This window comes from uncultured Apibacter sp., assembly GCF_946479295.1.
In the GTDB taxonomy this organism is placed as follows: Bacteria; Bacteroidota; Bacteroidia; order Flavobacteriales; family Weeksellaceae; genus Apibacter.
In genome coordinates this window covers 1-23,067 of the sequence record NZ_CAMLFD010000004.1, presented here as the reverse complement: position 1 = coordinate 23,067, position 23,067 = coordinate 1, and the positions used below count along the sequence as shown (strand labels likewise).

Genomic DNA, 23,067 nt, shown 5'->3' with positions numbered 1-23,067 from the left:
AACACAAAATATGAGAATTAAGACGTTAGTTATATTTTTTCTTATATTCTTCGTTCACATTACACAAGCGCAGAATAGTCTCTCTATTCCTGATTTAAAAGCCGGAATAGGAGAAAAAAACAAAATTAAAGTTGAACTTACTAATAAAGAACCGGTAATAGGAGTTGAATTTACCTTAATTCTACCTAAAGGGTTAATTGTTTATGAAAAAGAAAGCGTTCTCAATCAAGAACGTAAAGGTGATGACCATGCTCTCTTTGTTAATATTGATAAGGAGGGGAACTATCATTTTATGATTTTTTCTTATTCAAATAAAACATTTAAGGCGAATAATGGATCATTAGTTGAAATTCCGATAGAAATACCAGTAAGTTATAAGGAAGGACAATGGTATGATATTAATATAAAAAATGCAATTGTTAGTTCAACCGATATTAAAGATATAGGTTCAGGGCATAAGGGCGGAAAACTGATTATAAATAAAGATTCTTCACCCGATTTGCTAGTATCGGAAGTTTCAACTCAAGCAAGTGAATTAATTCCGAATGAAAAAATTACAGTTAGTTGGAAGGTAAAAAATATTGGAAAAAATATTGCTTCGGGAGGTTGGACAGAGCAAATAAGCCTAATTTCAGAAAAAACCGGACAAAAATACTTGTTAGGTAATGTTTTTTATGAAAACAATCTAAACGTTGGGGAAAATAGTAATAGACAAGGTGAATTTATATTGCCTAAAATATTAGGTTTTGATGGATCTTGTAAATTAGAAGTGAAGGTAATACCGGAACCTGCCGTAAAAGAACCCGAATCAGATAGAGATAATAATATATCTCTTTCAGCCCATAGTTATGTAGTTAATAAAAAATTGTTTATTGAAGCAGATAAAAAAGAAATTAAAGAAAATTCAAATGAAAAGATAAAATTTATACTTAGCAGAAGTGGTGATAACTCTAGCGAACAAAAATTCTTAATTAACAGTTCTTTGGACGGACAGTTAAATCTACCCTCATATGCGATTATAAAAAAGGGAGAATCCTCCGTGGCTTTTTATGCTAATGCTATAGACAACACTTTATATGATGGAAATAGAGCAGTTAAAATAGAAATTTCAGGTAATGAGTATCCCAAAAATTATGTAGAAATAACGATTATCGATGACGAAATACCCTATTTTAATATAAGTGCTACTAAAGACCAATTAAATTCAGGCGAAAAAACTTTGATTAACATAGATTTAATTCAAGCCTCATCACAAGATATAAAAATCAGTTTAGAAACCGATTATTCCAAACGATTAAAAATTCCTGAAGAAATTGTTTTAAAAGCAGGAAAAACTCACATTTCATTTGAAGCTGAATATATTAATTCACAAATTCCTGAAATAGAAGTCAATGCCAAAATCATTGCACGTGCTGTTGGCTATAAACAAGAAAATATTGATATAAAACTAAATAAAGCCAATATTCCCACTTTTGAATTTACTATATCTCCTTCAACTATTTCCGAAGGAGATGGGAGCTATGCTACATCAGCCGTAATCCGTAGATTAGATAATTTTAAAAGTAATGTAACACTTTTACTAAAAGCAGATTTAGCAGATGCATTATTACTTCCTTCCAAAATAGTTTTTGTAGAGGGACAAACACAACAAAAATTTTTCATAGGAGCAGTAGATAACTCAATCGTTGAGGGAACTAGGGAAGTTACCATTACGGCTTCTTTGCTTTTTCCTAATTGTGGATGTAGTGGAGGGTCAAGTGGAATAGCAAATACCGAATATCAATCTAAAGTTACGATCTTAGATAATGACGGTTTAGCTTTATTGGTTAAAGCAAGCCCTTCTACCGTTAAAGCAGGAATACAAAAAGCAGGAAAGATTGTAATTTCTCGCAATACGGTAAGAAGTGAAGATATAAATAATTCATTGCTTGTTAATTTATCTACCGATTCGCCAACGATTGTTGACATTCCGAAAACTGCTGAAATTTTCCCGGGTCAGAAATCCATTGAAGTCGAATTTAACACTATTATAGATCCTAACAAAAAGGGAGATCAAACTATAAGAATACAAGCAGAAGCAGATAAATATAGTTCCGGTTTCGGCTGGCTATTAGTTACCGATCAAAATAAGCCGGATGCAATCATTACTTCTATAACAATACCTTCAAAAACAGAAGGAGGAGCTTTAACGGAAGTGGTATCGCAACTTAAAAATCAGGGATTTGCTACACTTCCTAAAGGAATGAAAATAGAATATTATTTATCAACCAATACTTCTATAAATAATTTAAAACCTTTTGATGTTACTACCCTTAATGAAGAAGTTAAACCGGGAAAAAGTTTAGATTTCAAGCATTCAATACAATTTCCATATAAAGCCGGTACCTTTAATTTAATTATAGTTCTTAATTCTGATAAAAATACAGAAGAATTGAGTTATATAAATAATCAATTTCATAAAGAAATCGAACTATTGCCAAGTTATACAGCAGAAATTAAAGTAGATAAAAATGTATATAAACCGGGTGAAGTAATTCATATGGAAGGTTTAGCTAAACACTTAAATGGAAGTTTAGCAGCCAATAAGCCAGTAGATATTATAATAAATAATGGTAATTTTATTAGAACTTTTGCAATAACGACTAATTCATTAGGAAATTTTGCATATGATTTTGTTCCACTTCAAGGAGAAAACGGTCATTATGAAATTTCTTCGGGATATCCGGGTGCTAAATTTAAGTCTCAAGACGAATTTGATTTACTTGGGGTAGAATGGATCAACAAGCCATTAGACTTTTTAAAATGGGAAGTTACTGAAGGAACTGAATGGCAAGGTGAGTTTAAGTTGAAAAACAATACCCATACCAATTTGACTAACGTAAATATAAAATTACCATCTGAAACCGATTTTACAGTTAAGACTCAGTCGATAAATTTAAAAGCAGGTCAGGAAGGAACTATAAAATATAGTATTATTCCTAAAGGCCCTTCAACGATACGAGAATATTCTGAAATAAAAGCAGAATTTATTTCTGAGGAAGGAGTAAAAACGCCATTTACATCCTGGTATTATTGCCATACTGAACAAGCAAAATTAATTGCAGATCCGGTTAGTATTGCCACAACCATGGTAAAAGGCAAATCAAGGTTATATGAACTAAAGATTATAAATATAGGTTCAACGAATGCTAAAAATATAAAAATTGATATTCCGAAATTAGAATGGTTAAAATTAAAATCTCCTCAAAAAATAGATCAATTAGGATCAACTGATACTTTAACAGTAGTGTTAGAATTAAAGCCTACTGAAAAACAGCAAATTAATGTTCCTTTAACAGGTAATTTATCAGTGAATTTATCTAACGGAACCGGTGTTAGTATTCCATTTAAAATTGAAACAGTATCTGAAGATAAAGGAACACTACAAATAGATGTAGTAGATGAATATACCTATAATACGGAAAAAGCACCTCATGTACAAGGAGCTAAAGTAGTGGTGAGACATCCTTATACAGGTGTAGTGGTTGCAGAAGGTGAGACGGATAACAATGGAGTGTTTTCTGCGGAGAATATTCCAGAAGGATGGTATAAAGTTACTGTATCAGCTCATAAACATGATTCTTACCAAAATAATTTTGAAGTAGAGCCCGGGAAAAACAATAAACAAACTGTGTTTTTAGCATATCAGGCAGTTTCGTACCAATGGGTAGTAAAACCTACAGAAATAGAAGATCAATATCAGACTGATTTAGATGTAAAATTTGAAACTAATGTTCCGAAACCTGTTCTCATTGTTGATATAGATAAATCTGTAATTGATTTGGAAATAGGACAAAGTAAGATAAGTTATGTAACTATCACTAACCATGGATTAATTAATGCTTTAGACGCTAAAATATCCATAAGGCAAATCAATGGGTATTCATTTACGCCATTAATTGATCGATTAGATGTTATACAGGCCAAAACCTCAGTTATTATTCCTGTTTTAATTGAAAAAATTCCGGAATCGAGATCAATTTTTCCTTGTTTTGCATTGTTTGATGTGATGGCCCTTTTTCCATGTGGTCCATCATTGGGTGAGATTGCTGCTTCTGGAAATTTTATAGTTGTTGGAGATTGTGATTATGATATTAATTCTCCAATTATAAATATTGACGATCATAATATTAGACCTTCGTTAGAACAAATCGAGGGGAATATCAATACGCCAAGTAGTATCACTCCTATAGTAATAAATATACCAGATGCTTGTGATTGGTCATGTGTAATAGGAATTCTTAATACTATATTTACTTGTCATCCTGCGGCAAGTACTGTGAAAGAGATAGGAACTTGTGCTATATCACTTATGACTACAAGTGATTATGTAGAATTAGCTAGTGCAGTAGTTGGATGTGGACATTCTTATCTTAAAAAACTTATTAAATTGCCATCAAATTGTGTTATAAGTACAGCAACTACTATATATTCATGTGTTGGTAGTTTGATAGACTATTTAAAAGAGAAAAATTCTCAAAAAAGAAGTTCTTATGATGATGATTTAGATAAATTAAATAAATTTTTATTAATTGCAGATGATTTTACTGCTATTGATAAAGCTGATAAAGCTCAGGATAAAAGAAATACAATGATATTTAATGATGAAAATTGGGATGATAATGATGATTTTTATCTATTACTAAATGAAGTTGCAGAATTTTTGGATAATGATAAAAAATTTAGTTTAAATGAAAGAATAAATATTAAACAAAATTTAAAAAACACCGCATATAATGAGACTTACATAGATAATTTTTTTGAAAGATGGAATTCATCGGTAGAGGCATGGAATATGGGAGTTTTATCTCCTAATAAAGAGTTTCCTAATATCATAAGTAAGGATAGTTTAAATCATTACAAAAAAGAGATTGAGGATGTTAATAAGTATGTCACTGATAGAGGCTATCAATCTGCAGAAAAGATGTATCAAGATGACCTAGAATTTATATATGCGGAACGAAAAGAAATGAATGAAAAAAGCTCTTCCGTTTGTGCCACAGTTTCCGTACGCTTTTCTCAAAAAATGACAATGACAAGGGAAGCTTTTGAAGGAACTTTAGATATAAATAATAGCTCCTCTAAAGAAATAAAAGATATTAATTTAGATTTAGTTATTACAGACGAAGAGGGTAATGATAGTACTCATTTATTCCAGATCAATAAAGATGACTTTTTAAGCGGTGTAGGAATAGTAAAACCTAATTCTAGCGGAGTGGGAACAGTAATTTATATCCCTACCAAAGATGCTGCTCCAACCCTATCAAAATCCTACTCATTTGGTGGAACTCTTTCTTATTTTGATCCTGAAATAGGTGAAAAAGTAAGTGCAAAATTATTTCCGGTAACTTTAGAAGTAAATCCGAGCCCCGATTTAGTATTGCATTACTTTATGCAACGAGACATTATCGGAGATGATCCTTTAACAGAAAAGGTAGAGCCTATGGTGCCTGCTGAAATGTCTTTACTTATTAAAAACGAAGGATATGGCATTGCTAAAAATGTTAAAGTACAATCAATGCAGCCAGAAATTATTGAGAATAAAAAAGGACTATTAATTGATTTTGAAATGATAGGAAGTGCTATGAATAATAATCCTAAACAATTAGGCTTATTAGATATAGAATTTGGAAATATTGCACCGCAAAAATCAATGGTTGGACAATGGTGGTTTACCAGCTCCTTATTAGGTCATTTTGTAAAATATGATATTAAGGTAAAACATTTAAATAGTTATGGAAACAAAGATCTTAGTCTAATAAAAGAATATAAAATTCATGAATTGATTAAGAGTGTGAAAGCTTACGGTGAAGGACATGATGATATTGCTGACTTTTTAGTTAATGATATTCCGGATTTAAATGATACACCGGATATGATTTATTATTCTAATGGGGAAAGTGAAGAAGTGTCTCAAGCATCGTCCATCACTGTTAGTAATGATATTTCACCTAAACAACTTACTACACAACTATCATTCAATCCATTATTCATGGGATGGAATTACGGAAATACAGATGATCCGGGTAAAAATTTATATAAATTAGTAAAAGTCGTACGTAATTCAGATAAAATAGAAATGCCTGTTGAAAACTTTTGGCAGACATTTGTAACTCTAAGAGACGGTAAAGATCCTAAATATGAAAATAAACTTCATTTTGTGGATAAAGTATCTGGTAATTCTAGTTATACACTTTATTATAGTCCAATAGAGACTAATTTACCAAAAGTAGTATCATTTACAAATGTACCGGAAAATACAACTACTCAACCGGTAGAATACGTACAAGTCAATTTTAATAAATCTATTCAAAAAGAAACATTTACTTATAAGAATTTAAAATTGATTTATCAAGGAGCTACAATTTCATTAAATAATAATAATGTAAAGATTGGAGCTATTAACGACTCTGTATATGTAGTGGATTTAAAACCTTTAACTCAATCTTCCGGATATTATGAGTTAACTGTACAATGTGATGGTATAAGAGATATTAATGGCAATAGTGGAAATGAAGGAAAATCCGTTTCATGGACACAGGTTATTAATGAGTTAGGAATTATGCAAATTACTTCCGATCAAAATAAATGTCAACCATTAAATAGCATTGAAGTTATATTCAATAAGAAAGTATTGCCTAAAGATTTTACTCAAGATAAAATTACATTAAATGGAAAAGTAAGGGATATTACCATTACGAATGTGGCAGGTGGATTAAAATATTCTATCAGTGGATTGGAAGAATATAATAAGGAAAATGGAAGCTATGAATTAGCAATAAATTTACCGGACATGATATCAGAAGATGGATCGAAAGGATTAGTTATTCAAAAATATACTTGGAAGGTAGATAAAATTAATCCTGAGATAGATCAATTTGAGCTTAAGTATCAGGGATCCGTTCATACGCAAAATGTAACAGATGTACTTGTAACTGTTAATAAACCTTTAGCCACAGAATTTAACTCTGAATGGATTAAATTATATAAAGGCTCAACAATACAAAATGTAGAATTTGAAGTATTAAAACAAGACGCTTTACATTATTTAATATCTGGTTTAGGAATTTATACTCAGCAAGAGGGATCCTATAAATTAATAGTGGATCAATCCAATTTTATAGATGAACATGGAAATTATGGAAATGGAACTGCGAGTAAAAATTGGCAAGTAAACTTCGATAAACCTTTAGGAGTTATTAATATGCATATTACTCCTGATAGAGGAATATCATCTACAGACCATATAACTTCCGGTGATGATGTTAAATTATTATTAGAAACAATTGAGGATAAAAGAATTGTAGCAATTTATGTAAGCACCCCTATGGGAGAAACTTTAATACAAAAAATAAATAAAGATGCTCATGGGGTAATAGAAATACCGATAGGAAACTATAAAGGTAAAAATACTTTTAAGGCTATAGTTTATGATTATCTAGAAAATGCTAGTAATCCGGTTACATTAGAAACCTATATTGATGGAACACAATTAGGAGCTAACTTTATTGAGATAACAAAAAAATCACAATCTTGTTCAGAAATCGAAAGTTTAAATGTAATTTTCACAGAGGATATAGATAAGTCGGAATTTACTTCAGATGCTTTAATTGTTAAGGCCGGAGGAGTAAAACTATCAACTCATGATTTGAAAATTAGTTCTATTTCCGATAGAGAATTTACTATATCAAATGTTGAAAGTCTTAAAAACAATGGAGATATTGTAGTAGGAATAGATCTAAGTTATTTACATAAAAAAATAAGTGGATTACAAGGAAATGGTATAGTAACAAATCAATTAGGAGAAATTTACTATTATCAATCAGAAATTTCAGGTCCTTTATCATCTTTGGTGAATTCTACAAATACGTATGTTGCAACTAAGGGTATGAATGAATACAAATGGTCAGTTACAGGAGGAATAATAGTTAATAACAATACAAATGAAGTTAGCATTCAATGGATTGAAAAAGGAGACCAAATTATAACATTAGAATATCAGACACCAACGCTATGTGAAAAATCTGTTTCAATAAATGTAAAAATAGATGATGCATTAGCCGTAGATGATATTGAAAATGATCAATCTAAAGTTTTGAGAATATCACCTGTACCTAATAAGGGAAATTTCAAATTATTTATGAAAGGGAACAAGGGTATATATACATTATCTATATATGATCAGTCAGGAAAAATAATTTATAATGAAGAGAAAGTAAAAGTTACTGATGATTTTCACAAAGAAGTGAATATAAGCCCTATTCAAAGTGGTATTTACTATGTAATCTTACATAATTCAAAAAAATCATTTAAAATTAAAATATTAGTTGATTAAATAAATTAATTTTAAAAAGCCCTTTCTAATTTAGAAAGGGCTTTTTTTATGATTATATTTTAAATTAATTTATAGTATAAATAAAATTTTTTGTCTTTAAAAAATCATCTTTATCCTTAAAATAAATATTTTATAGATTTAAATTCAAGTACAAAATTTGTATTTTAAATAATTAAATTTATTTAAAAGTAATATTTATTATATCTAAAGATGATAGAAGGGAAAATATCAAAATTGTTACCATGGGTAGCGGCTATGGCCATATTTATGCAATTTCTCGATTCAACTATTTTGAATACCGCTTTGCCGTCAATCGCCAATGATTTACATAAATCACCACTTGATATGCAATCCGTTTTAATAGCTTATGTATTAACTCTTGCCTTATTAATTCCTTTAAGTGGTTGGTTGTCAGATAAATTTGGGACTAAAAATATTTTTATACTCGCAGTTGCAATTTTTACTACAGGTTCATTTTTATGCGTACTATCAGTGTCATTAAAGATGTTAGTTTTTATGAGAATTATACAAGCCGTAGGAGGGGCAATGATGGTTCCCGTGTCAAGATTAACCTTGATCTATTCATATCCTAAATATCAGCTGTTAAGAGTTATTAATTTTATAACTATTCCCGGCTTAATTGGACCGGTTATAGGCCCTACATTAGGAGGTTGGTTAGTAGAAATTGCGAGCTGGCACTGGATTTTTTTGATCAATATTCCCATAGGTATTTTTGGTATAATCGTAGCTTGTAAAGCTGTTCCCAATTATAAAAAAAAGAGCGGAAAATTTGATTTTATAGGATTTCTTTTATTCAGTTTAGGACTGGTATTAGTTTCTTTAAGTTTAGAATTTGCGGGAGAGGGGATGACTAGTATAATAAATGTTCTTATTTTATTAGTTTTAGGTTTATCTTTATTGTTTATTTATAGTATTTATTCAAAAAAAATTAATAATCCGATTATTGACCTAAATTTATTTAAAATAAGAACTCTAAGGATAGGCATTATAGGAAATCTAATTACACGTTTAGGTATTGGCGGTGTTCCATTAATGCTTCCATTGATGTTGCAGGTAGGTTTCGCAAAATCACCTACAGTTTCGGGAATGTTATTAATATTTTCGGCAATTTCTACAATTGTAGCCAAATCATGGGTAATACCTTTTGTTAAAAAATTTGGATACAGAAATTTATTGATTTCAAATACGATAATTTTAGGAATCTCTATTTCCTTGTTTTCTTTGCCTGAAAAAAGTACATCTTTACTTTTTTTTATTCCAATTCTTATAATTTACGGTTTTTTTAATTCTATTCAGATGACATCTATGAATAGTGTTTCATTAGCAGATTTAACGCCTCATAATGCAAGTGGAGGAAATACAATACTTTCAGTTACGCAACAACTTTCTATAAGTTTTGGGATATCCCTTAGTTCAATAATCTTGCGAGGATTTAATTTATCTAATATTTTTGAGGATATCAGTTCAAGCTTTAAAGCAACCTTATTAATATTAGGAGTAATAACCGTAGCTTCTTCATTTACATTTAGATATCTAAAATCCGGAGATGGTGAGGAAATGTCAGGAATGAAAAAACCTAGTTAAATACATTTAAAGTTAATTCAATAATTGATATTTAAAAATAAAATAAGTTTATAATTTGTTTATTTTTGTATAAACAAACTATTTTTATGAAACATATATTTTTAAGTATAGTGTTATGCATACCCCTTTTAATTACAGCACAAAAAAAAACAATTTATTCAAAGGGAGGGTTACGAATTGATCCATCATTTGTAGATGAAAAAGTGGGAGATAGTGTAAAAAAAATAAATACTATTTTTCATTTTAAAAACGATACTAAAAATTATTTTATTAAAATTTTAAACCTCGATGGTAAAACTTATGCTCAAGGAATAAGCGAATTTATTAAGCTTGATTTTAATAGTAGAAAGGGGGGAGACTTGCATCGTAAAGTTGAAAAATTCACTAATATTAAAATTGAAGATGGGAATATAATTTCTGACCAATTAAAGGCCTCATTTATATATTTGAAAGAAAAAGATAATGCTTATAATGAATTTAATACGAATATTAAATTAATGGTATGTAGTAATGGTAAAGGCAATATTAGAAATTGTCGCATAAATGATGATGAAGTTATATTAACACCTAAAGAATTTCCCGGTAAATATCCTCAAACAGCTTTTACACGTTTAGGAGTTGATGATCTAAAAGATAAAAAACCTAAGGAGTTGGAATTAATGAAAAATGAAATTTATGCCAGATACGGATATAATTTTTCAAATAAGGATGAAGTAAAGTATTTTTATAACCAAGAATGGTATGAACCTATTATTGATAATAAAAATATAGAATTAAATGATTTGGAATCAGATAATGTTGCAATGATTGATCTGTTCAAAGGGGCACTAACTTATAAAGATATTAATATAAAATCATACGGTCACATCCTACCACTGGTGACAGCAAGTAATACACTATATGATAAAGACGCTCTAAAAAGTATATTGCATTTTGTTAAAGATAGTTTAGATGGGAAAAAATGTAAACTAATAGAATTTAATAAAAATGGAATTTCCTTATTTGAGCGAGACTGCATAACTAAAAAAGATAATTATGTGAATTATTTCAATAATGATTTTTTAATCCAGCATATAGATGATATATATGATACCTTTTATTATTATGATAAAAATGGGTTACCTTATAAATCCGTGAAACTCGACTATAAAAATCAAACAACTGAAGAAACATATTTTTATTATAATAGCAATGAAAATATAATTAAAAAAGACATATTTCAAAATAATGATTTTAATAATACTGTGTATTATGACTATGATAAGCAGGGAAATATAAAAAAAGAGTATTCTAAAGATGATGATGGATCAGAACATATGGTTACTGAATTCAGATATGATAAAAATAATATGTTAACTGAATATATTAAAGATAAAGATCTTCATTGTAATTATTCATATAATAACTTTAACGATGTTATTTTAGAAACAAAATGTTATATCTTTGAAAAAGGTGTGGAAAGAATAAAACAAAAAACCGATATAAAAGTTTTAGTGACAAATCGTGAAATAGATAATAGATTAAATACTGTCATGTATAATGAAAAAGATAGCACAAATTCTTCGTTAAATAAGATAGAACTGAAATATAATAATTAAATAATTTCTTAAAAATAAATGTTAGATATAAGTTATTATAGTTATATCTAACATTTAAAAATAAATTTGTATAAATAATATTTATTATTACAAGATGAACCATCGGGTTTTTAATTATTTCTAAAATGAAATTAAAATATTAAACGGCAACTTCTGCTTTTATATGAGGATCTGGATTGTAACCTTCTATAGAAAAATCTTCATATTGAAAATTAAAAATATCCTTTCTTAGCGGATTAAGATGTAAAGTAGGTAGTGAATGCGGTTTACGTGCTAATTGGAGTTTCACTTGATCTATATGATTTTTATATATATGGACATCTCCGAAAGTGTGAATAAATTCTCCAACTTTTAAATTACAAACTTGAGCCATCATACACAAGAGTAAAGAATAAGATGCTATATTAAACGGTACACCTAAAAAAACATCTGCGCTTCTTTGATACAATTGTAAAGATAGTCTTTCATCTGCCACATAAAATTGGAATAAAGCATGACAAGGAGCAAGAGCCATTTGAGGGATGTCTGCCACATTCCAAGCAGAAACAAGCATTCGACGAGAATTTGGGTTATTTTTAATTTGATCTAATATCTCAGAAATTTGATCAATATGTTTGCCGTCGGGAGCTCCCCAACTTCTCCATTGATATCCATAAATAGGGCCTAAATCGCCGTTTTTATCAGCCCATTCGTTCCATATGCGAACCTTGTTATCATTCAAATATTTAATATTTGTATCACCTTTCAAAAACCAAAGTAATTCATAAATAATGGAACGTAAATGTAATTTTTTAGTTGTTAAAAGTGGAAACCCTTTTTGTAAATCGAAACGCAATTGATAACCGAAGGTACTGATAGTTCCGGTTCCGGTTCTATCTTGCTTATAGGTTCCCTTATCTAAAATATGCTGTAATAATTCTAAATAAACCTGCATTTATAGTATATATTTATATTTTTTTCCTTAATCTGGCTACAGGAATATTGAGTTGATCCCTATATTTCGCAATGGTTCTACGCGCAATATTATATCCTTTATCATTAAGGATTTTCATCAAGTTATCATCAGTAAGGGGTTTCTTAGTGTCCTCATTTTCAATAACTTCTTGTAATATAGTTTTTATCTCCCGAGTGGATACTTCATCACCCTCTGAATTGGTAAGACTTTCGGAAAATAAATCTTTAATTAATAAGGTTCCATAAGGGGTATTAACATATTTACTATTGGCTACTCTAGAAATAGTTGAAATATCCAAACCAGTTATTTCAGCAATATCTTTAAGAATCATCGGCTTAATTTGTTCTTCATCACCGGACAAAAAATAATCTTCTTGATAATCCATAATGGATTTCATGGTAATGTATAAAGTTTGCTGACGTTGCTTAACCGCATCAATAAACCATTTAGCGGAATCTAATTTCTGTTTTACAAACATTACCGCATCTTTTTGTTCTCGTGATTTATTTTCCGTATTCTTATAGGTATCTAACATTTCAGAATATTCCCTGGAAATTTTTAATTCCGGTGCATTTCTTCCATTAAGCGTAAGTTCCAACTCTCCATTAACAATTCTAATAGTAAAATCAGGAATTATTTGCTCCGTATTTTTCGAATTATTAGTAAAGGCTTTCCCCGGTTTAGGATTTAAGCGTTCAATTTCACTAATAGCACTTTTAAGTTTATCTTCTGAAATAGAAAATTTTTGCTGAATTTTATTATAATGCTTTTTTGTAAAAGCGTCGAACATTTCATTGATTATTTTATAAGCAAGTTCCGTTGATTCTGTATTATTTTTTGATCTGAGCTGAAGTAGTAAACATTCACGTAAATCTCTTGCTCCAATTCCAGTTGGATCCAATCTTTGGATATAATTGATTAGCAACTTTTCAATTGTTTTTACATCAGTATAGATTCCTTGAGTAAAAGCCAAATCATCAACAATTGAAGATAAATCTCTTCGTAAGTATCCATCATCATCTAAATTTCCAACTATAAAGTCGGCTATTTCTTCTTCATTTTCTGCTAGTCTGAATGTGTGTAATTGCGAACTAATATGTTCTTGAAATGATTCATATTGAGCATACGGTAATTCTTTTTCTTCATCATCATCACTATAATTATTAGATTGCATACGATAGCTGGGAACTTCATCATCACTGAGATATTCATCAATGTTTATATCTGGAGCATCAATAATTTCATTATCTCCAGAATCATCAAATTCATTTTCAGAATCAAAAGAATCCGCTGAATCATAATAATCATCATGGGAATCATCTTCTAAGGCAGGATTTTCTTCAATTTCTTGCTTAACTACTTCTTCAAAGGCTAGAGTGGGTAGCTGAACTAGTTTCATTAGTTGAATTTGTTGAGGAGATAGTTTTAGAAGTTGTTTTAATCTTAAATCCTGTTTTAACATAAATAGTTTCTTTAAAATAAAGTAATTTAAGTAAGTATAAATAAGGTTTATATTTTCAAATTTACACTTTTAAATTTGAAGATACAAATAAAGGCATAATTTTTGTAATGAATTTTTTTTGTATAAATGAAGAAAAGATATAATTTATATTAAAAGGAAATAAGTCTTATTTGTAATGTTTTGTTTTAGTTATATTTTATGATTTTTTTTTAACTATTTATATAGTAAAGGTATAATAAAAATAACATTTTTTTTAGAATCTTTTTGAGCTAAATTAATGGGCTAATTTTAACAATCAAGATATTATGTAAGTATGATTATTAAGGATTTATAATATGTATTTGTTAATACTAGTAATTTAAACTTAATAATATAATTTATTACTTAAAAAATATATGTTTGATCTATATAAAATTAAAAAGATGTTTAATTTTCATTAAACATCTTTTTAATTTTATAATAATATTATTAAAATTCAGCATTTTTAGGTGTTCTCGGAAAAGGTATTACATCACGAATATTTCCCATACCTGTTACAAATAAAACCAGACGTTCTAAACCAAGTCCAAAGCCGGAATGTGGAACGGTACCGTATTTGCGAGTATCTAAATACCACCATAATTCTTTTTCATCAATATTCATATCCTGCATTTTTTGCTTTAAAACTTCAATTCTTTCTTCTCGTTGGGATCCACCAATAATTTCTCCGATTCCCGGGAATAACACATCCATGGCACGAACTGTTTTATGATCATCATTTAATCGCATATAAAAAGCTTTTATTTTCGCGGGATAATCATAGAGAACTACCGGACTTTTAAAATGTTTTTCAACTAAATATCGTTCATGTTCAGATTGTAAATCAGCTCCCCATTCATCTATGAGATATTTAAATTTTTTCTTTTGGTTAGGTTTTGAATTTTTAAGGATTTCTATTGCTTCTGTATAGCTAAGTCTTATGAATTTATTTTTTAGAACAAAATCTAGCTTCTCAAGTAGATTCTGATCAGATTTTTCTTCTTTTGGCTTTTGTTTTTGTTCATCTTCAAATCTTTTATTTAAGAAATCTAAGTCTTCTTTACAATGATCAACGGCATATTGTATACAATACTTAAGGAAGTCTTCAGCAAGATTCATATCGTCATCTAAATCATAAAAGGCTACTTCCGGTTCTACCATCCAAAATTCTGCTAAATGACGGGTCGTATTTGAATTCTCAGCTCTAAAAGTTGGTCCAAATGTATATACTTTTCCTAAGCCCATAGCAGCAGTTTCAGCTTCCAACTGACCAGAAACCGTTAAATTGGTTTTTTTGCCAAAAAAATCCTGCGAAAAATCGGTTTTTCCATCCGTATCTTTAGGTATATTTTCTAAATTCAAATTGGTAACGGTAAACATTTCCCCAGCACCTTCTGCATCCGATCCTGTAATTATCGGAGTGTTGATATAGCAAAATCCATTTTTATTAAAATATTGGTGAATGGCAAAACTTAACGCATTTCTCACTCTCATTACTGCAGCAAACGTGTTGGTACGAAAACGAAGATGAGCCTGTTCTCTTAATTTTTCCAAAGAATGTTTTTTAGGCTGTAAAATAGTTTCTTGTACATCTTCGGGGTTGGCAAATCCATATACTTTTATAACATTTGCAACGACTTCTATATCTTGACCGGCTCCTTTACTTTCCGTTACCATGCCTTCAACGTATAATGAAGATGCAGTGGTAATTTGTTTTAAGGTTTCTGTATCGAAATTGTTATAATTGATAATAATTTGAATATTATTTTGTCCGGAACCGTCATTTAACGCAATAAATTGATTGGAACGAAATGAGCGCACCCAACCTCTTACTATTACTTCTTCCTGTAAAGCATCTTTTCCTTTAGCTAACAATTCTTTAATACTGTAATCCTTCATTTAAAATTTTTTTATCGTAAGCAAATATAAATAAATTCCTTAGTAATTTTATCGTCCTATTTGATATATATAATCTTTTTACTCAATTATAATTTTCTAAATAATATAAATTATAGTTATGGATATTTATATTTATTTATATTCGGTAGAGGATAATCACCAAATAAAGGAGCTAAACGTATTGCGGAAAATACCATATTAGAATATTTGTTTCCTATGGCTATGATAGTAACTTTTTCATCCAATAAATGAATAAATATGGCTTTGCTACCATGCCACCATCCCGTATGATAAATTAATTTTTTACCGTTGTTAAACACCATTAAACGCATGCCCAAACCATAATTTTTAATATTGGGGATTTCATTGCTATAAGGAGTATACATTTTATCTAATAAATCTTTTCGTAAAAAATTCGGAGCAAACATTGCCTGGCTTAATCTGAAAAGATCTTTAGGTGTGGTATAAAGATTTTTATCTCCATAGACTAAATCAAGATGATTAAATTGATAAGGTTTACCGTTCGGATAATAAGATAGGGTAGCTTTTTTTAAATCTTTTTCTTGAAGTATATATGAATTGTTCATTCCTAAAGGCCTAAATATCATAATATTTATTGCTTCAGGGAATGACATTTTAGTTATTTTTTCTACAACTAAAGCTAATAGGGCAAAATTGGTATTAGAATAAGAAAAATGTGTATCTCTTATTGATTGTAGAGTTGGAACATAGGTTGAAAACAAGGATAGAATGTCGTCATTGGTTATTTTATTTCTTTTATCCCACGTTTTAGTACCATCAACCAAATGGGTATATTCAGGAAGCCCGCTTCGATGAGTCAATAAGTCGTGTATAGTTATATCCGGATAAGGAAATTTAGTAAGTATGGTCTTTATTTTTTGATCTAAATTAAGCTTATTGGCTTCAACTAATTTTAAAATAGCTAATGAAGTTATAATTTTGCTTACTGAAGCGACATGTAAAGGAGTTTGAGAAGAAATTAATGTTTTGTTTTCAAAATTTGAGAATCCGTTATACTTTTCCAACAATATATTATTACCTCTAGCAACTAAAATACTGCCATTTAGGTTATATGTCTTCCAAACATATGTATAATATTTATTTAGTTGATATATAATGCTATCATCATTAGTTGAATGGTTATCCTTTTTTGTAAAAATTTTATTAAAATTTATATCATAATATCCGGGAATTAAGGAAGGAGTATTTTGCTTAACCTTTTTTACTTCAACATTATTTTTTTTACAATTGATAAAAATAAAATTGAAAAGGCTAAATAATAATAATATAATGCAAATAAATTTTTTATACATTTTTACATGAATATTTTAATATTATTTCTTATAAAACTATTGTGCAAGTTAATTTTTATAATCTTAATTATTTATTAAAATAAATATAAATTGTTATAAAAATAAAATATCTCAAATTTGAGAAATTAAATACTTTCGGCTAAAATGCAAACATTTCCTTCTAGAGAACGTGTGAATATTAGATAGATGTCACCACCTTCAATAAGATTATATTTTTTTTTGATTTCTTCCGGCTTTATGGGATAATTTTTGCTAATTATATTAAATTTTTTATTATTTGTCTTTTTAGGATTAAAATTTTTATCAATAATTGATAATATCCGTCCTGGAAAATCTTCTATTTTTTTTTCAGAGGTATAAATATGAGTATTAGAATGCAATTTTTCAAGTTTAAATTTATTGCCGATAAGTTTGAAGGCTCCTGATTTTAAAAGAGATGAATTAGGTTGATATAAATACGATTTAGGAAGTGAATAGGAGGGAGTATCAGAGAGTTTTTCATCTCGCCAGTTAAAGTGAAAATCGGGTTGTTTTGTTTCTAGGTTTACGCAATGAATATAAGGATTATTCAAATATTCTAATTTTTCAGATCTTAATTCCAATACTAATTCTTTGGTTTCGTTTTTAACTGATACAATATATATATTAGATATGGGCAATTGGTCTATTACTTTTTGCAAGTCTAAAAGAGGTGATAATTTAATAAAGATTTTCGATGTAAATTTAAATAATTGATTTTGTAAATCTAGAATGTTTGGTGACAAGTCCATAATTTCAATTTTTTTATTTTTATTTACATCTCTACGTGAAGGATCTAAATAAATAAAATCAAATGATTGAGTATTTTCAGATATAAATTCTTCAGCGGTTTTATTAATAAAATGAATATCTCTTTTTTTCAAGCTAAAAAAATTGTGTTTTACAATCTCCAATAATTCATAGTTTGGTTCAACATAAAAAAAATTAGTTGCATTCTCTGAGATGAAATAACAGTCGATTCCGGTACCTCCGGTTAAATCGATTCCATTTTTACCTGTAATAATTTTTTTCTTATACAAAGCTGTGCTTTGAGAAGATGCTTGTTCTAAATTTAGATGAGGAGGATAAATGATTCGATTGTTATTATAGAGAAAAGGTAATTTTTTTTGAGCAATTTTTTTTCCTTGAATTTGTTGAACTAATTCAAGGGAAGAGATGTTATTAAAAGGTGATTTTCTAAATCTTAATTTAGATAAATCAGAATATAAATTTTGGGTTATATATTCTTGTACTTCTTCATTTATAAGTTGTTTATTAATCACTATTATATAATACAATTTTATATTAAAGAAAAAATTTTAATAGCTAAAATACAATAGTTAAGCATAGCATTATTTATTATAATTTTTAATTTTACTTGAGCCAGTTAATTATATCAATTTTATTTTAAAGTATAAATTGAAAACAATTATAAGTTTTTGGTAATAGCTTGAACAATTTTAAAGCGATTAAAAAAGCTTTTCAAAACTACTCGTAAAACCGTATAGCCTGGAATAGCAAAAGTAACTCCTATAGCTCCAAATAAAATTCCGGATATCAACATAACTAAAAAAATTTCCAACGGATGAGATTTTACACTTTTTGCATAAATCAATGGCTGGAAAATAGCATTATCTATCAATTGAGCAATTAGGTATAAAATACTAATCCAAAATATAGTTGGTATAATTTGTGAATTAAAATCCATTCCCAAAGAAAACATGCTGCTCATACTTAATAAATTTATTATAAAAAAGCCAAGTAAAGGTCCTAAATAAGGAATTAAATTACAAAATGCACAGAACATAGCAATTATCACCATATCTTTAATTTTGAAACCACCTAAAATAGCTAAATACAATAAAAACATAGAACATATTTGTAAACAAATACCAAGAAAATACCGGGTAAGTAAGTCTTTAATATTTGAAAGTACTTGAATAACTTTTTTAATATTATTAGTAGGTACAGCTCCAATAATCATACGATTGAATAAGTCTTTTTCTCTTAAGAAAAAAAAGGTAATGAAAGTAACGGAAAATATAGAAATACCCAATTCAGCTAATAAAGAAAATCCGCTTTGAAGAGTATCCATATGTATTTTAAAATTATATTTTGAAGCAAATAATTGCGCATAATTATCTTCAAATAAATAAATATGTCTATTTTTTAAAGCTTCATCAATCAATTTAACCTGCTCGGTTATTGAATTTTGTAATTTATTAATGTCGAGAAGAGATAAGTTCCCTGCTTGTTCAAGAGCTAAAGGAATTACAAAACTTAGAAATGTAAGTAATATACCAACCATGATTGACAGCGTTATGAAAGCTGATATAGTATTGGAAATTCTAATTTTTTCGCTCAGAAAATTCATTAAAGGCCTGCCCATTAATGAAAAGGCAAATGCTACAAATATGTAGGCTAATACAAAACGTATTTTCCACAATAGAAAAAATAAAAGAACTGTGAGAAAAATTACTGATACAGCACTTATGATACCTTTGCTAATATCTTTATAATTCATATTTTTCAATAATTTGATTTTATGTGATATTTAAATAAAATTATCATTTTATTATATAGCTATTAATTTTATAGCTTTTAATAATTATTAATTATCATAAAATTAAGCTTTAATTAGATATAATTTAAAAATTTAATTATAATTATTTTTTCTCTAAAATTTTATTATTTTTCCCAAAGCTATCAAATTACAATATCTTTTCTAATTAATTTTTAATTCGAGAGTATCTAATAATAAATTATTTTGTCAAATGTACAAAGCATCAATTAATATAAGTAAAAAAAATTAAGGATTAGATTTAGAATTTATAGAATTATCTTTTGTAATTATTATGAAAATGTCTTCATTAAGTTTTTTAAAAAAATACTTTTCACGTGCATATTTTTCCCTAACTTCTCTATTATATTTTAAATTTTCATATTGAATATTTTCAGAATCTAATTTACTTTTATAATAGTCTTTCTCATGCTTTAATTTAGATATTTCATTATTTAACTCTTTATGAGTTAAGTAAGAATTAGTATCAATAAAAAACATCCATACAATGAAAATTAATGAAAGGTATAAATATATGTTGGAATACCAATGCTTACCAAAAATAGATTTCTTAGCAGAGGCTTTAGTTTTATTTTTTTCCATTTTTTTAATTTGTACGATTCTTCAAAGTGTTTTGTATTACTGTACTTAGTAGATCAATAGCAACGGTGTTTTTTTTCATAGTAGGAATTATAATATCTGCATATGCCATAGAAGGTTGTATAAATTCCTCATGCATCGGTTTTAAGGTAGATTGATATCGTTGTAAAACCTCCTCTAAATCTCTTCCTCTCTCCTGTATATCTCTTCTAATCCTTCTAATAAGTCTTTCATCTGAATCTACATTAACGTAAACTTTTACATCAAATTGTTTTCTAAGTTCGGGATTAGTCAATACTAAAATACCCTCTACAATTAATATTTCTTTAGGCTGAATAATAGTTATATCTTCAGTTCTGGAATGAGTTATAAAAGAATAAATAGGTTCTTCAACCGGTTGACCTGTCTTTAATTTTTTTACATGATCAATTAACAAATCGAAATCAATGGATCTTGGATGATCATAGTTTAACAATTCTCTTTCATCAAATGAAAGTTCTGGATTGTAGTGGTAATAATTATCTTGAGTTAATACATTTACATTATTAGAATCCAGCTGTTTAAGAATATTATTTACAACTGTAGTTTTTCCGGAACCAGTTCCTCCTGCAATACCAATAGTTAACATTTATCTTATACGTATATATTTTGAATTATATTTTTAAATTAGAAAATAATGTACCAAAATAAGCTATTAAAAAAATTAAAGCTCTTTTAGCTTTCCCTTAAAATCTAATATAGTTGTGTAATTTTTATCTTTCATAATTTCTTTTAGTTCAGTAAGTATTTTTGAAAATACTTTAGTACCATTTTTCATCAATTGAGTTCCTATTTGAACCATTGAAGCACCACATAAAATATGTTCAAAAACATCTTTACCGGATTCAACCCCACCACAACCTATTATTGAAATATCTTTTTTTAATAATTTATGAAACATTCTAACATTTGCTAAAGCAGTAGGTTTTACATAAGCACCTCCAATCCCCCCAAATCCACCTTTAGGCTTGATTACTACTGATTCGTCTTCAACATATAGTGCATTTCCAATACTATTAATACAGGTAATGAACCGTAACTGATATTTATTTAAAATACTTGCCATCATTTCAAAATGAACGATGTCGAAATATGGAGGTAATTTAACTCCTAAAGGTTTTGTATAGAAAGAGAATACTTGCTTTAAAACTTCATCGGTTCTATCAAAGTCATATCCGGTTTGGGGTTTTCCTGGAATATTTGGACAAGATAAATTTAATTCTACTAACCCTTGAAAATCTGAATTTTCAATTTGGGTTAGCATTTCAATATTATCTTCTAAAGTAAGACCTGCTACTGAAAAAAATAAATTATCATTTCCGGATTTATGTTCTTTTAGTGCATAATCAAGGTAAAACTCAAAGTCAAGGTTGGGCAATCCCATAGAAAATTTATACTTTCTGTTTATAAATCTACATATCTTAGAGTTGAGTTACCTTCTCAAGGAGATATTGAACAACTTTTAGTTATCAATGCTTCTGATTATGAATTTTTCATATTGATAATTCTTCTAAACTCATACATTGAACCCCGGAAGCATTCATTAAACAATTACAAAATGTTTTAGTTTCTAAAGATATCATTAATTTATTTTTTGCAAATATCTAAATATATAATATGACAATAAAAAGGTAATTATTGTTTAGTATGAAAAAAATGATGAATGTGATAAATCAATTTATGTGAAAGAAAGGCGGAAAATAGGATAAATTAAATTGGGGTTAATTTGAAGTTTAATTTTTTCTCTAATAATAAAATTTAATTAAAATATAATATTTGTATAGACACAATATTTGCGATACTTTTGTAATAGTAAAGATAATGTTATGAATAAGTGATTCTTTACATTTTTAATTTAAATATATAAATAATTTACTTAAATTATTTGAAGTCAGATAAAATGTAATAAAATTTTAAATTTATATAAATAATTAATAATAAAATAAATTTTATGGAAGAACAAACTAACCAAATCTATGAAAATTCTGCTTATACTAATAAAAAAAACGATATACAACAAAACAATGTACAACCCAAAAATTATAGGATATATGCTGTCATATCGACAATTCTTAGTGTTTTTGCCTGCAACACTATAGGACTCGTTTGCGGTATTATTGCTATTGTAAATGCCAATCAAGTATTTAGAGAATATGTACAAGGAAACTACTCTATTGCTTTATCTAAATCGAAAAATGCCAAAAATTTATCCAATGTTGCTTTTGGAATGTCCTTAGGTTTTATAATAGCTGGTATTTTTTATATGATAAAAGAATATAATACAGGTTCATGCCGCTAATTGCTGGTACAAAATGTTATAAAAAAATTAGTATGTTTAACGAAATATTTTATAGAATTGTATTTACAGAAATTCTAATTAATAAATATTCAATTTTATTTTTAACAATGCTGTTATTAGCATTTCAATATTATCTTATAAAGTAAGACCTGCTACTGAAAAAAATAAATTATCATTTCCAAATTTATGTTCTTTTAGTTCATAATCAAGGTAAAACTCAAAGCTAAGATTTCGTAATCCATAGAATTTATTACTTTCTAGTTGTAGATCTACATATCTTGGAGTTGAGTTACCTTCGGAGATATT

General features: G+C 28.1%; 13 protein-coding genes. 4 read left to right on the top strand and 9 right to left on the bottom strand.

Annotated elements, in window-relative coordinates:
* Positions 1-10: 10 nt before the first annotated feature.
* From Q0T35_RS04440 to Q0T35_RS04430, 3 genes are all read left to right on the top strand, one after another.
* On the top strand, positions 11-8,374 hold the full coding sequence (locus Q0T35_RS04440) for a CARDB domain-containing protein (RefSeq protein ID WP_295841129.1): 8,364 nt from the start codon (positions 11-13) through the stop codon (positions 8,372-8,374).
* Positions 8,375-8,584: 210 nt separating this feature from the next.
* The gene (locus tag Q0T35_RS04435; RefSeq protein WP_295841128.1) at positions 8,585-9,979 is read left to right on the top strand and encodes a DHA2 family efflux MFS transporter permease subunit; all 1,395 of its coding nucleotides are present in this window, start codon (positions 8,585-8,587) and stop codon (positions 9,977-9,979) included.
* An 86-nt stretch (positions 9,980-10,065) separates the two neighbouring features.
* Positions 10,066-11,577, top strand: coding sequence for a YARHG domain-containing protein (locus tag Q0T35_RS04430; protein ID WP_295841127.1), 1,512 nt, complete (start codon positions 10,066-10,068; stop codon positions 11,575-11,577).
* A 139-nt stretch (positions 11,578-11,716) separates the two neighbouring features.
* Here Q0T35_RS04430 and Q0T35_RS04425 read toward each other — a convergent pair whose 3' ends face one another.
* The 9 genes from Q0T35_RS04425 to Q0T35_RS04385 all read right to left on the bottom strand — a co-directional run bounded on the left by Q0T35_RS04425 (position 11,717) and on the right by Q0T35_RS04385 (position 21,846).
* On the bottom strand, positions 11,717-12,511 hold the full coding sequence (locus tag Q0T35_RS04425; RefSeq protein ID WP_295841126.1) for a thymidylate synthase: 795 nt from the start codon (positions 12,509-12,511) through the stop codon (positions 11,717-11,719).
* A 13-nt stretch (positions 12,512-12,524) separates the two neighbouring features.
* Complete coding sequence (rpoN, locus tag Q0T35_RS04420) at positions 12,525-13,994, bottom strand: RNA polymerase factor sigma-54 (RefSeq protein WP_293918889.1); 1,470 nt, start codon at positions 13,992-13,994, stop codon at positions 12,525-12,527.
* A gap of 468 nt (positions 13,995-14,462) precedes the next feature.
* Positions 14,463-15,911, bottom strand: coding sequence for an asparagine--tRNA ligase (gene asnS / locus Q0T35_RS04415; RefSeq protein WP_295841124.1), 1,449 nt, complete (start codon positions 15,909-15,911; stop codon positions 14,463-14,465).
* A gap of 116 nt (positions 15,912-16,027) precedes the next feature.
* A complete protein-coding gene (locus Q0T35_RS04410; RefSeq protein ID WP_295841122.1) occupies positions 16,028-17,245 on the bottom strand; it encodes a serine hydrolase domain-containing protein in 1,218 nt (405 codons plus the stop codon).
* Positions 17,246-17,370: 125 nt separating this feature from the next.
* Positions 17,371-18,546, bottom strand: a complete 1,176-nt coding sequence (locus Q0T35_RS04405) for a class I SAM-dependent methyltransferase (protein ID WP_293918886.1) — start codon at positions 18,544-18,546, stop codon at positions 17,371-17,373.
* Between the two features lie 146 nt (positions 18,547-18,692).
* The gene (locus tag Q0T35_RS04400) at positions 18,693-19,787 is read right to left on the bottom strand and encodes an AI-2E family transporter (protein WP_293918885.1); all 1,095 of its coding nucleotides are present in this window, start codon (positions 19,785-19,787) and stop codon (positions 18,693-18,695) included.
* A 285-nt stretch (positions 19,788-20,072) separates the two neighbouring features.
* Complete coding sequence (locus Q0T35_RS04395; protein ID WP_295841120.1) at positions 20,073-20,426, bottom strand: septum formation initiator family protein; 354 nt, start codon at positions 20,424-20,426, stop codon at positions 20,073-20,075.
* A gap of 4 nt (positions 20,427-20,430) precedes the next feature.
* Positions 20,431-21,051, bottom strand: coding sequence for a uridine kinase (gene udk / locus Q0T35_RS04390; protein WP_293918883.1), 621 nt, complete (start codon positions 21,049-21,051; stop codon positions 20,431-20,433).
* Positions 21,052-21,126: 75 nt separating this feature from the next.
* Positions 21,127-21,846, bottom strand: coding sequence for a dihydroorotate oxidase (locus tag Q0T35_RS04385; protein ID WP_295841119.1), 720 nt, complete (start codon positions 21,844-21,846; stop codon positions 21,127-21,129).
* Between the two features lie 567 nt (positions 21,847-22,413).
* Between Q0T35_RS04385 and Q0T35_RS04380 the strand changes: the two genes are divergently transcribed.
* Positions 22,414-22,761 carry a CD225/dispanin family protein gene (locus Q0T35_RS04380; protein ID WP_295841118.1) on the top strand — a complete coding sequence of 116 codons (348 nt, stop codon included), beginning with the start codon at positions 22,414-22,416 and terminating at the stop codon, positions 22,759-22,761.
* The last annotated feature ends 306 nt before the right edge of the window (positions 22,762-23,067 follow it).

Coding starts and splice junctions, on each gene's coding strand:
- Q0T35_RS04440 (WP_295841129.1), top strand. CDS start 11: ATGAGAATTAAGACGTTAGTTATATTTTTTCTTATATTCTTCGTTCAC.
- Q0T35_RS04435 (WP_295841128.1), top strand. CDS start 8,585: ATGATAGAAGGGAAAATATCAAAATTGTTACCATGGGTAGCGGCTATG.
- Q0T35_RS04430 (WP_295841127.1), top strand. CDS start 10,066: ATGAAACATATATTTTTAAGTATAGTGTTATGCATACCCCTTTTAATT.
- Q0T35_RS04425 (WP_295841126.1), bottom strand. CDS start 12,511: ATGCAGGTTTATTTAGAATTATTACAGCATATTTTAGATAAGGGAACC.
- rpoN (WP_293918889.1), bottom strand. CDS start 13,994: ATGTTAAAACAGGATTTAAGATTAAAACAACTTCTAAAACTATCTCCT.
- asnS (WP_295841124.1), bottom strand. CDS start 15,911: ATGAAGGATTACAGTATTAAAGAATTGTTAGCTAAAGGAAAAGATGCT.
- Q0T35_RS04410 (WP_295841122.1), bottom strand. CDS start 17,245: ATGTATAAAAAATTTATTTGCATTATATTATTATTATTTAGCCTTTTC.
- Q0T35_RS04400 (WP_293918885.1), bottom strand. CDS start 19,787: ATGAATTATAAAGATATTAGCAAAGGTATCATAAGTGCTGTATCAGTA.
- Q0T35_RS04395 (WP_295841120.1), bottom strand. CDS start 20,426: ATGGAAAAAAATAAAACTAAAGCCTCTGCTAAGAAATCTATTTTTGGT.
- udk (WP_293918883.1), bottom strand. CDS start 21,051: ATGTTAACTATTGGTATTGCAGGAGGAACTGGTTCCGGAAAAACTACA.
- Q0T35_RS04385 (WP_295841119.1), bottom strand. CDS start 21,846: ATGGGATTGCCCAACCTTGACTTTGAGTTTTACCTTGATTATGCACTA.
- Q0T35_RS04380 (WP_295841118.1), top strand. CDS start 22,414: ATGGAAGAACAAACTAACCAAATCTATGAAAATTCTGCTTATACTAAT.